Below are 10,186 nucleotides of genomic sequence, written 5' to 3' on the forward strand. Positions count from 1 at the left end.
TCGAAGACGACCCCACCCACCTCTGGCACCCCTACCTCGGCTCCCTCAAAGCCACCACCGCCAAAGCCATGTTCTGACCGAGGAGGAAAGCGGCGCCGACACGAGCGGTACGCCAAGGGGACCCGCGCCCGTCCGGGCGCGGGTCCTCTCGCGTTGTGCCGGCCCCGCCGAGCCGGGCGGGGTCAGGAGATGAGCCGGTGGACGCTCTCCCGGTACTCCCGCGCCCGCGGCTCGTCCAGCAGGGCGTTCTGGATGACATAGCCCTGGAGGGCGCCGACGAGGACGCGCGCCAGCCCGTCCGAGGAGGTGTCGGGAGACAGCAGCCCGCGATCGCGCTGCTGCTCGATGGCGCGCTGGGTCAGGAGCCGGACCCGCCCGAACGCCTCGTTGAACAGGCGCGCCAGCTCGGGGATGCGGACGCTCTCGGCCCAGACGGTGACGATGAGCTTGGACAGGTCCTGAGTCCTGTGCAGCCGGTCCACCACGTCGAAGACCTCGTCGAGCGCCTGGTCCAGGGGCCGCTCCGTGCCGCTGCCCAGGGCCGCGTCGAAGCCGTTGGTGAGCTGGTCGAGGCACTCCGAGGCGATGGCCGCGACGATCGCGTCCTTGCTGTCGAAGTAGCGGTAGAACGCGCCGGCGGACAGGTCGGCGACCCGCAGGATGTCCCGCGTCGAGGTGGCGTGGAAGCCGTCGACGACGAAGCAGCGCCGCGCCGCGTCGAGGATCTGCTGACGACGGGCGTCCAGGTGTGCTTGGGATACGCGAGGCATGCGCCCATTTTAAAGAATGAGCGCTCATTCTTCTAGGGGTCACCCCGCGTGACGGGGCCCGGCCGGGGCGTCGGCACGGGCCGACCAGGCGGAATGCCATTGTGCCCCGCTGACCCGGCCCTGACGTGGCATCAGTGGCCGACACTCCCAACGGGCGCTTCAGTACGCACAGTTGACGGTCCGTCTTGACGAGTGGTCGCGGGTGGGTCCATCCTTGGGAGCGTAAGCGAACGTTCGTTTTCTGAGGAGTTAGTCATGACCTCTGCCACTTCCCCGCCGGTGCGGCGGCTGATGGTCGGAATGATCCTGGTGCCGCTCATCGTGCTGCTCGCGCTCTCCGCGTTCGCCTGGGGTTCGGCCCGGCTCGCGCCGCGGGACCTGCCCATCGGACTCGTCGGGCCCGCGGAGCAGACCCAGCAGGTGGAGCAACGGCTGGAGCAGGACGGCGCGTTCGAGGTCGACCTCTACGGCTCGCAGGACGAGGCGACGGCGGCGATCGAGGACCGGGACATCTACGGTGCGCTGCTGCTCGCGCCGGACGGGGTCACCGTGCTGCAGGCATCGGCGGCCAGCTCCGCCGTCGCCCAGACGGTCAGCCGGGCCGGCACCGAGCTGGCCGCCCAGTTCGGCGGCGAGCAGACGCTGCCGCAGACGGTCGACGTGATGCCGGCCGACGCGGACGACCCCACCGGGGCGGGTTTCAACTCCTCGGTGCTGCCCCTGGTTCTGACCGGCGTGCTGTGCTCCATCATCATCTCGGGCCTCAGCAGGCCCGGCTGGACCCAGCTCGGCGGTCTCGTCGGGGCCTGCGCGCTGGCCGGTCTCACCGGCGGGCTGATCATCCAGACATGGCTGGACATCGTCGGTGGCTCATGGCTGGCGAACGCCTCGGTGATGACGCTGATCGTCCTGGCGATCGCCACCATGTCGGCCGGTATGGGGGCCGTCATGGGCCGCTCGGGGGTGGTGCTGGTCTCCCTCGTCATGGTCTTCGTGGGCAACCCCTTCTCGGCCGTGTCCTCCGCGCCGGAGATGCTGCCGGAGCCCGCCGGCTGGGTCGGCCAGATGCTGCCGCCCGGCGCGGGGGGCAGCCTGCTGCGCAGCACCAGCTTCTTCGACGGAGCCGCCAGTGCCGGACCCCTGGCCGTCCTGCTCTGCTGGACCACGCTCGGCGCCGCCTGCGTCGTGTGGGGAGGATGGCGGGCCCGTGGCGCGGAGACCGAGCCCGCCGACGAGGCGGAGCCGGCCGCGGCACCGCTGAACGCGCCCTCGGGGACCGTGGGCGTGTGACCACGGCGGCCTCGGCCGCTCACGCGAGACAAACGGGGCAGCTCCCGGGGCGCGACGCACGACCGCGCCGCACCACGGGAGCCTGGCAGCGGCGGGCTGATGCCCCCGCACACCGACCACGTCACCAGCTTCGGCCTCGCGAGGAGTTGAGTCATGAAGGCCGCCCTACATGTCGCCGGCGACCGGTCCGGGGCCGGCACATCCCCGCACCGCGTGCCCGGCCGCGGCGTCCCGCCCGAGCGGGGCACCGGCGGCCGGGCCGGGGTCGCCGGACGTCGCACCGCACCGACGTCCCCCGCCGCAAGGCCCATTCGGGACAATGTCCGGGACAGGCTTGGTAAGGCGTGGGGCTGCCCCGGCCCGGTCGGCGGGGGCCGCCCCCCGGCCGCGGAGTCCGAGGGAGTTGGTGCACGGTGATGAATTCACTCGCAGAGGAAGACGACGCGGAGAAGCCGCCGGCCCTGCCGGTCGTCCGCTCGGGCCGCACGGGGCGGCGTCCCGGGGACACCAGGACGCGGGACGACATCCTCCGGGCGGCTCGCCGGGTGTTCGCCCAGCACGGCTACAGCCGGGCCAAGATGCGGGACATCGCCCGGGAGGCCAACGTCAACAGCGCGTTGATCCACCACTTCTTCGAGAGCAAGGAAGGCGTCTTCCTCGCCGCCATCCAGGACGTCTACAGCGTCACGAACATCATCAACCAGATCGTGCTGCCCGGCCCCGTGGACCAGCTCGGCACCCGGCTGCTGCGCGGTTATCTGGAGCTGTGGCAGAGCCCGGCCACGAGAGAGCCCATGCTGGCGGTCGTCAGATCCGCCATCTCCAACGACGAGGCCGCCGACCTCATGGCCAGTTTCCTCCACGAGCACGTGCTGCGCCCGGTGGTGGAAGTTCTCAACATCTCCGAGCCCGAGCTGCGGGCGACGCTGATCGGCAGCCAGCTCGTGGGCATCGCGGTGATCCGGTACGCGATCAAGGTGGAGCCGCTGGCCTCGTTCGACCACGAGAAGCTGAGCGAACTGATCGGCCCGACGATCCAGCGCTATCTCACGGCCGACCTGAACGAGATGGCGGACATGCCCTGGGAGACGACGGGCCGGGAGCGGCGGCGGATTCCCGCCCCCGCGTCCGAGCCCCTCTTCCTCGAACCGGACTTCTGAGGCCGTCGGCTTCCCCGGCGGGCCGTGGCCGGGGAAGTGCGTGCGATGAGTGAAGCGAGGGGGATCGGGGCCGGCGGTCAGGCCGCCGCGGGCACGGCCCGCGGACCGCACCACTCCCGCAGCGCCGCGCGCAGCCCCTCGGTGTCCCGCCGGCTGCCCGCCCACGCGCAATAGCCGTCGGGCCTGCTGAGGACGAGGTCGTGGGCCGCCACGTGCGGCGGGCCCTCCAGGCGCACCCGGGCCGTCAGGACCTGGTCCGGCCACTGTTCGTGCACGGGCTCGAACTGGCCGTCCGTCTGGTCCAGGAGCACGAAGCGGCCGGAGCGGAAGAGGTCGAACAGGGGCCGCAGCGAGCCGTCCTCGTGCCGCACCGGCGTGTCGGGAAGCCGCTGGCCGACGAGCTTGGCGTGCCGGTCCGGGCGGGCCGGCGGGTAGGAGAACGCCAGGTTGGAGATCTGCCCGGCGAGCAGGCGATGGGTGACCGGCAGGGTGGTGACCGTGGGCACCACCGCCCGCCGGATGGCCCGCAGGGGGAGGGCCGGGGACATGAGCATGTGCATCCCGCGGTCCGTGGCCCTCAGGACCCGGGTGGCGATGGGCCGGCGCTCCCGCTCGTAGGTGTCGAGCAGGGCCTCGGGGGCGCCGTGGCGGATGACGGAGGCGAGCTTCCAGCCGAGGTTCACGGCGTCCTGGCAGCTGATGTTGAGGCCCTGGGCCCCCAGCGGCGCGTGGGTGTGGGCCGCGTCCCCGCCGATCAGGATCCGCCCGCGGCGGTACTCGGTGGCGTGCCGGTTGTGGAACTTGAAACGCGCGGTGTAGGTGGCGTCGTAGGGGTGGAGGTCGTAGCCGAAGATGCGGGTGAGCATGTCGCGCAGCTCTTCGAGGGTGGCGGGCTCGTCCATGGGGCGCGGCGGCCTGCGGTCGACGGCCCCCATGCGCCAGGTGCCGTCGCCGAAGTCGATCGCGACGACGAGCCCCTCGCGGCTGACCTTGACCAGCATGCCGTCCTCGGGAGTGCGGGCCAGCCGCACGTCGCCCGCCATGACGTTGTACGGGTAGGTCTTGCCCGGGAAGCCGATGCCCGCGGTCTCCCGCACGGTGCTGCGGACGCCGTCGAAGCCGACGACCCAGGGCACCCGCAGCTCCTCGGTCCGGCCGTCCCGGCTGACCCGTACCACCACGGAGTCCAGGGACTGCCGGACGTCCAGCACCTGCACCCCCCGCTCGACGTGGACCCCGAGCGACCGGGCGCGATCCTCCAGGATGCCCTCGGTGACGCTCTGTCGGCAGATCCCCAACTGCTGGTAGGCCGTGTCGAGATGGGTGAGACCGACCCGCGCGCGGCCGACCGTCACCCGGTAGTGGTCCCGCGGGCTCCCCGCCTTGAGGAAGTCCCCGACCAGCCCGCGCATGGCGAGTAACTCCAGGGTCCGCGGCTGGAGGCCGGTGGCGCGCGACTGGACGGACGGAGTGGTGCGCCGTTCGAGGACCGTGCACGTGACGCCGGCGAGGGCGAGTTCGCAGGCCAGCAGGAGACCGCCGGGACCTGCTCCGACGATCAACACCTGGCTGTCGGCAGTGCTCCTCATCGAATGCCTCCTTGTGTGTCGGTCGTACGCGATCGCAATAATTATTGACCTGATTAACTCTTCGGGGCTAGGCTCCCAGTCAACTCATCGTACGATTAATTATCGCCCTCACGCTAGGTCAGATCGGGCAGGACTCCTCGCAGACTCCGACCAAGAACCCTGCCCCGTACCGAAGTTCCCAAGGCACCGCACCGGGTCCCCGGGCGGTGCCCCCCCACGCGCCGGAGCACAGCGGAGTCACCGCGCCCCGGGCGTCAGACCGCCTCTCATCCGACGGGAGAAAGTAGGGACTTCATGCACGCAGCTTCGCCGAACGGACACCTCAAGCCGCAGTCCGACGTGGCGATCATCGGCTCGGGGATCGCGGGTACGGTGCTCGCGGCGATCCTCGCCCGGGCGGGAGTGGACGTCCTCCTGCTCGACGCCGGCACCCATCCCCGGTTCGCGGTGGGGGAGTCGACGATCCCGCACACCTCAATGCTCATGCACATGGTCGCCAAGCGGTACGACGTCCCCGAGATCGAGGAACTGGCCTCCTTCGAGGGCGTCCAGGGGCGGGTGTCCCCGGCCAGCGGTATCAAGCGCAACTTCGGATTCCTCTACCACCGCGAGGGCGCGCGGCAGGAGCCCGAGCAGTGCAACGAGCTGCCGCTGCCCGGCATCATCAACACCGAGAACCACTTCTTCCGGCAGGACATCGACGCCTGGATGCTCGCCGTGGCCGTCCGGTACGGCACGACCGTCCGGCAGCGGGTCAACGTCACCGACGTGGACATCGACGACCACGGCGTGACGCTCAAGTCCGCCGACGGCGAGACCTGGCGCACCCGGTTCGTCGTCGACGCCAGCGGCTACCGGTCCCCGCTGGCCGACAAGATGGACCTGCGCGAGAACCCGTCCCGGCTGCGCCACCACGCCAGGACCCTCTTCACCCACATGGTGGGCGTGAAGCCCTACGAGGAGCTGGTGCCGCACGGCACGCACGCCAACATCATGCCGTGGAGCCAGGGCACCCTGCACCACCTCTTCGAGGGCGGGTGGATCTGGGTCATCCCCTTCAACAACCACGCCCGGGCGCGCAATCCGCTGGTCAGCGTCGGGCTGAGCCTGGACCCGCGGATCCACCCGAAGCCGGACATCCCGGCAGAGGAGGAGTTCCGGCAGTTCATCCAGCGGTTCCCCAGCATCGCGCCGCAGTTCGCCGAGGCCCGCTCGGTCCGGGAGTGGGTCTCCACGGGACGCTTCCAGTACTCCTCCAAGCGGACCCTGGGCTACCGCTGGTGCCTGACCGCCCACGCCTCCGGCTTCATCGACGCCCTCTTCTCCCGCGGTCTCGCCAACACCTTCGAGATCATCAACGCCCTCGGCTGGCGGCTCATCGAGGCCGTGCGCGAGGACGACTTCGCGGTCGAGCGGTTCAAGCTCGTCGAGGAACTCGAGCAGGGCCTGCTCGACTTCAACGACGACCTGGTGGCCAACGCCTACACCTCCTTCCAGCACTACGACCTGTGGGACGCCTGGTTCCGCGTCTGGTCGGTCAACCAGCGGCTGTCGAACTTCGAGATCAACCGGGCCTTCGGCAGGTACCTGGAGACCAACGACCGCCGGATCCTGGAGGACTACGAACGGCACGCCGTGCGGGGCACGCTCGCCGAGTACGAGCCGGCCCGTCAGCTCTTCGCGAGCGCCAGCGGCCGGCTCCGCCAGGTGCAGGAGGGAACCCTCCCCGCCGAGTCGGCGGCCCGGTCGATCATGCAGGACCTGCGCACGGCGGACTTCCTCCCGCCGGCCCTGGGGGCGGGAGACCCCGGCAACCGCTGCGTGCACGTGACGCCGCCCAAGGTGGTGAGCATGCTCCGCTGGGCCAAGTCCGACGCACCCCCCGAGGTCGGCCGGCTGGTCCACGAGGGCCTCACCTACTTCCTGCGCCGCAGGTTCGCGTTCGGCGAGTTCAATCCGGTCAGCGAAGTGGTCAAGGCGCGGCGGCGCGTGAAGGCCAAGTGAACACATCCAGTGATCCGGAAGGGAGCAGCATGACGACCGAGCCGCAGCAGGGATGTCCGCACATGGGGCCGCGCAGTCTTCCCCCCGCTTTCGGGGAGGATCCCTACACCTTCTTCGACGAGCTGCGCGCGAGCGGGTCCGTCCACCAGATCCGTCTCCCGGACGGCACCATGTCGTGGTGGGTGACCCGTTACCAGGACATCGACGCGGCCCTCGACGACTGGCAGACGTTCAGCAGCGAGGTCCACCACGCCGTCGCGGACGCCGAGATCCAGAACAGCCAGGCGCTGATCCGCAAGGACGAGACCCTGCGCTACACGATGATCAACCGGAACCCGCCGGACCACAGCCGGATGCGCAAGCTGGTGGTGCGGGCCTTCAGCGCCACCCGCATCGACGGCCTCCGCCCGCGGATCCAGGAGCTGGCCGACGAACTGCTGGACGACCTGGCCCAGCGGCCGTCGGTCGACCTGGTCGAGGACTACGCCTTCCCGCTGCCGGTCGGGGTCATCTGCGAGCTGCTCGGCGTGCCGCGCGCCGACATCGACTACTACGGCGCGCTCGTCACCAAGCTGGTCGGTGCCGCCACGCCGCAGGACGGCAAGGACGCCATCGCCGAGCTGAAGGACTTCATCGGCAAGAAGCTCAACGACAAGCGCGCCAACCCCGGCGACGACGTCTTCACCGCCATGGTGCAGGCGGCCGACGAGGGGCTGCTCAGCGAACCCGAGCTGCCCGCCATGGGCCTGCAACTGCTCACGGCCGGCCACGAGACGTCCATCTACATGATCAGCGGCGGCGTCCTGCGGCTGCTGGAGAACCCGGACCAGCTCGCCAAGCTGCGGGAGGACCCCGGCCTGGTCCCGGCGGCCGTCGACGAGCTGCTGCGCTACGACCCGCCGCCGGTCCCCGGCGTCTTCCGCTACGCCACCCGCGACGTGGAGATCGACGGCACCACCATCCCCGAGGGCGCGCTGGTGATCCTCTGCCTGGCCTCGGGCAACCGGGATACGGACAAGTTCAGCTGCCCGGAGAAGCTCGACATCACCCGCGAGGACAACCCGCACATGGCGTTCGGCGGGGGAGTGCACTACTGCCTGGGCGCGCGGCTGGCCAGGCTGGAGGGCGAGATCGCCATCGGCACCCTGCTCAGGCGCTTCCCCGACCTGGAGCCGGTCGTTCCGCTGGACCAGATCCGGCACCGGCCGCTGAACTTCCTCCAGCGGCTGGAGTCCCTGCCGGTCCGGCTGCGCTGACCACATCACCGTAGGAGGAGCTGACCCGACACCACGCGGCCCGTCCGGGCTCGCCGGCCCTCGAGGGCGCGGCCCGGGCGGGCGGCTGGGCGTGTGGGAGAAATGGTCCCTGGTGGGGGCTTTCCGAGAATCTTCCCGTGGCGCTGTCCACCCTGTCACCCCGGCATTGTCTCCTCGCCGAGTGATCGGCTTGCGCATCGTACTGGCGTGAGGACTGGAGGGATCACCAGTGAAAATAACCAACCGCATCACACGGATCGGCTATGTGAAAGGGACCGGACTGCTCGCAGGCGACATCACCGGAAGAATTCACCTTCTCGACGACAACCTGCAGTTGCGCAGGTCGTCCCCGGCCGTCGCCGCCGGGCAGCCCATCCACTGCCTGGTCGCGAGCGGGGAATGGGTGATAGCCAAGGACCGGCTGGGCAATCTCATCCGGTGGTCGCTGGACACCATGGATCTCGTCGATTTCCTGTCGCCCGAGGCCGCCGACGCGGGCGCGTTCCCGGCCGTGACCGGCGAGGCCGGACACCGTGCCACGGACGACCTGGCCCGCTGGCGCGGTCGCATCTACACGGAGAGCGGTTCCGGGCACGGGATGATCATCGACCCCGAGTCGTTCGCCGTGGAGTCGGTGATCCCCGCCCGTTCCTGCGACACCGTCCCGCCGGCGACCGAGCGCTCGGGTATCGCCACTCTCGCCGACCGCTCCGTCGGGCCGCTGCCGGGTCCGTTCGCGCTCCACGAGTTACCGTCCGCGGTGACGGCACGCGGCGTCCGGCCCATCACCTACGACGCCCGCCACGACCGGTTCTGGGCCGTGGAGCAGAACACCCGGCTCAGGCCCGGCCTGCCGGTGGGGGTGGTTCTGGTGAGCCCCCAGGGGTCGGTGGAGTACGCGCTGACCTTCTCCCGCTACGAGATCGACTTCCTCGCCTTCTCGCCCGACGCCGCCGTGGCCTACGCGGGCGGGCCCGAGGGAGTGCTGCACGTCATCGACAACACCAACCAGAAGCCCGAACTGGCCAAGACCGTGGGCGGATTCCCGCACCAGCTGACCGACCTCGCGGTGGGCGGCGAGGGCAGCCTGTTCGTGCTGACGCTCTCGGGCGAACTGGTGAAGGTCGACCCCGACGTGGAGTACGTCCAGAGCAGGGCGCCGGTCCTGCGGCAGGGCGCGTGGCACATGGCCCCCGCGCTGGACCGCGAGAACCGCCTCTACTGCGGCACCGACGACGGGGTGGCCGTCCTCACGGCGCGGGAGACCCGCCACGGCGGCGTCAGCCTTAGCCAGTCGGACCGGCACGACAGCAGCTTCGGGATGGTCCGCCAGGTGGCCGCCGTGCCCGGCGGATACCTCGGGCTCGGCCACCGGGAGGTGGTGTTCCGCGCCGACCACGAAGGCGCCCTGCTGTGGAGCACCCCCCTGGACGACCTGGGCGTCGGCTTCGCGCTCTCCGACGACGGCCGGCGCGCCCTGGTGGCCACCGGCGTCGGGGCGGTCGAACTGGACGTGGCGACGGGCGCACGGCTCGACCAGCTCTCGTTCGACGGCATTCCCCTCTCCGCCGCTGCCTACGGGCCCGGCGGGCAGCGGATCCTCGGCAACCACGAGGCCGGTGTGTGCGCCTTCGCCGCGGACTCGGCCACCGAGCTGTGGTGGACCGGCCTCGCGACGCCCGCCCTGCACCTGTGGACCCAGGACGGCTCGGTCTACGCGCGCACCAGCGACGGCCTGCTGGAACTCGACCCGCACCGGGGCGACGTCCTGCGGCAGTGGGGCGGTGACCTCAGGGACGTGACCGTCGCCCTCGTCACCGGCGGCCACGTGTACCTCGCCTGCTCCGAAGGAGAGTTGTACGTCTACGACCACATCACGGGGGAGCGGACGGACCTGATCAGCGGTCTGCCCGACCTGCCCAGGACCCTGCTGTCCGTCCGCTCGGGCGAGGGCCCGGAGCACCTGGTGGTGGGCGGCCGGGGCGGCTACCTGTCCACCTACGCCCGGACCCCGGGCGGCACGCTGACCCGGGTGCGGGACACCTACCTCCGCCGGGGCGGCGGCCAGACGTTCCGGCTCTACGCGCAGTAACCCCCGCCCCGCACACCTCCCGGCC

Annotated in this window: 7 protein-coding genes; 5 read left to right on the forward strand and 2 right to left on the reverse strand. The window is 70.8% G+C overall.

Annotated elements, in window-relative coordinates:
• Window positions 1-182 precede the first annotated feature (182 nt).
• The gene (locus tag ACSNOC_RS25335; RefSeq protein ID WP_436749893.1) at window positions 183-770 is read right to left on the reverse strand and encodes a TetR/AcrR family transcriptional regulator; all 588 of its coding nucleotides are present in this window, start codon (window positions 768-770) and stop codon (window positions 183-185) included.
• Window positions 771-1,025: 255 nt separating this feature from the next.
• Here ACSNOC_RS25335 and ACSNOC_RS25340 point away from each other — a divergent pair, with 255 nt between their 5' ends.
• Together ACSNOC_RS25340 and ACSNOC_RS25345 are read left to right on the forward strand one after the other, a co-directional pair.
• Window positions 1,026-2,060, forward strand: coding sequence for an ABC transporter permease (locus tag ACSNOC_RS25340; protein ID WP_436749894.1), 1,035 nt, complete (start codon window positions 1,026-1,028; stop codon window positions 2,058-2,060).
• Between the two features lie 416 nt (window positions 2,061-2,476).
• Window positions 2,477-3,220, forward strand: coding sequence for a TetR/AcrR family transcriptional regulator (locus tag ACSNOC_RS25345; protein WP_436749895.1), 744 nt, complete (start codon window positions 2,477-2,479; stop codon window positions 3,218-3,220).
• Between the two features lie 77 nt (window positions 3,221-3,297).
• Here the strand turns inward: ACSNOC_RS25345 and ACSNOC_RS25350 are convergent, their stop codons facing one another.
• Window positions 3,298-4,809 (reverse strand): FAD-dependent monooxygenase, encoded by a 1,512-nt coding sequence (locus tag ACSNOC_RS25350; protein ID WP_436749896.1) that lies wholly within the window; start codon window positions 4,807-4,809, stop codon window positions 3,298-3,300.
• 294 nt (window positions 4,810-5,103) lie between these two features.
• On the opposite strand from ACSNOC_RS25350, the gene ACSNOC_RS25355 reads away from it, so the two are divergent.
• The 3 genes from ACSNOC_RS25355 (at window position 5,104) to ACSNOC_RS25365 (ending at window position 10,161) form a co-directional block, all read left to right on the forward strand.
• A complete protein-coding gene (locus ACSNOC_RS25355) occupies window positions 5,104-6,813 on the forward strand; it encodes an NAD(P)/FAD-dependent oxidoreductase (RefSeq protein WP_436749897.1) in 1,710 nt (569 codons plus the stop codon).
• A 29-nt stretch (window positions 6,814-6,842) separates the two neighbouring features.
• Complete coding sequence (locus ACSNOC_RS25360; protein ID WP_436749898.1) at window positions 6,843-8,069, forward strand: cytochrome P450 family protein; 1,227 nt, start codon at window positions 6,843-6,845, stop codon at window positions 8,067-8,069.
• Between the two features lie 265 nt (window positions 8,070-8,334).
• On the forward strand, window positions 8,335-10,161 hold the full coding sequence (locus ACSNOC_RS25365) for an outer membrane protein assembly factor BamB family protein (RefSeq protein WP_436749899.1): 1,827 nt from the start codon (window positions 8,335-8,337) through the stop codon (window positions 10,159-10,161).
• Window positions 10,162-10,186 lie beyond the last annotated feature (25 nt).

Source organism: Streptomyces sp. URMC 129 (assembly GCF_051386415.1).
Taxonomy (GTDB): domain Bacteria; phylum Actinomycetota; class Actinomycetes; order Streptomycetales; family Streptomycetaceae; genus Streptomyces.

Coding starts and splice junctions, on each gene's coding strand:
- ACSNOC_RS25335 (WP_436749893.1), bottom strand. CDS start 770: ATGCCTCGCGTATCCCAAGCACACCTGGACGCCCGTCGTCAGCAGATC.
- ACSNOC_RS25340 (WP_436749894.1), top strand. CDS start 1,026: ATGACCTCTGCCACTTCCCCGCCGGTGCGGCGGCTGATGGTCGGAATG.
- ACSNOC_RS25345 (WP_436749895.1), top strand. CDS start 2,477: ATGAATTCACTCGCAGAGGAAGACGACGCGGAGAAGCCGCCGGCCCTG.
- ACSNOC_RS25350 (WP_436749896.1), bottom strand. CDS start 4,809: ATGAGGAGCACTGCCGACAGCCAGGTGTTGATCGTCGGAGCAGGTCCC.
- ACSNOC_RS25355 (WP_436749897.1), top strand. CDS start 5,104: ATGCACGCAGCTTCGCCGAACGGACACCTCAAGCCGCAGTCCGACGTG.
- ACSNOC_RS25360 (WP_436749898.1), top strand. CDS start 6,843: ATGACGACCGAGCCGCAGCAGGGATGTCCGCACATGGGGCCGCGCAGT.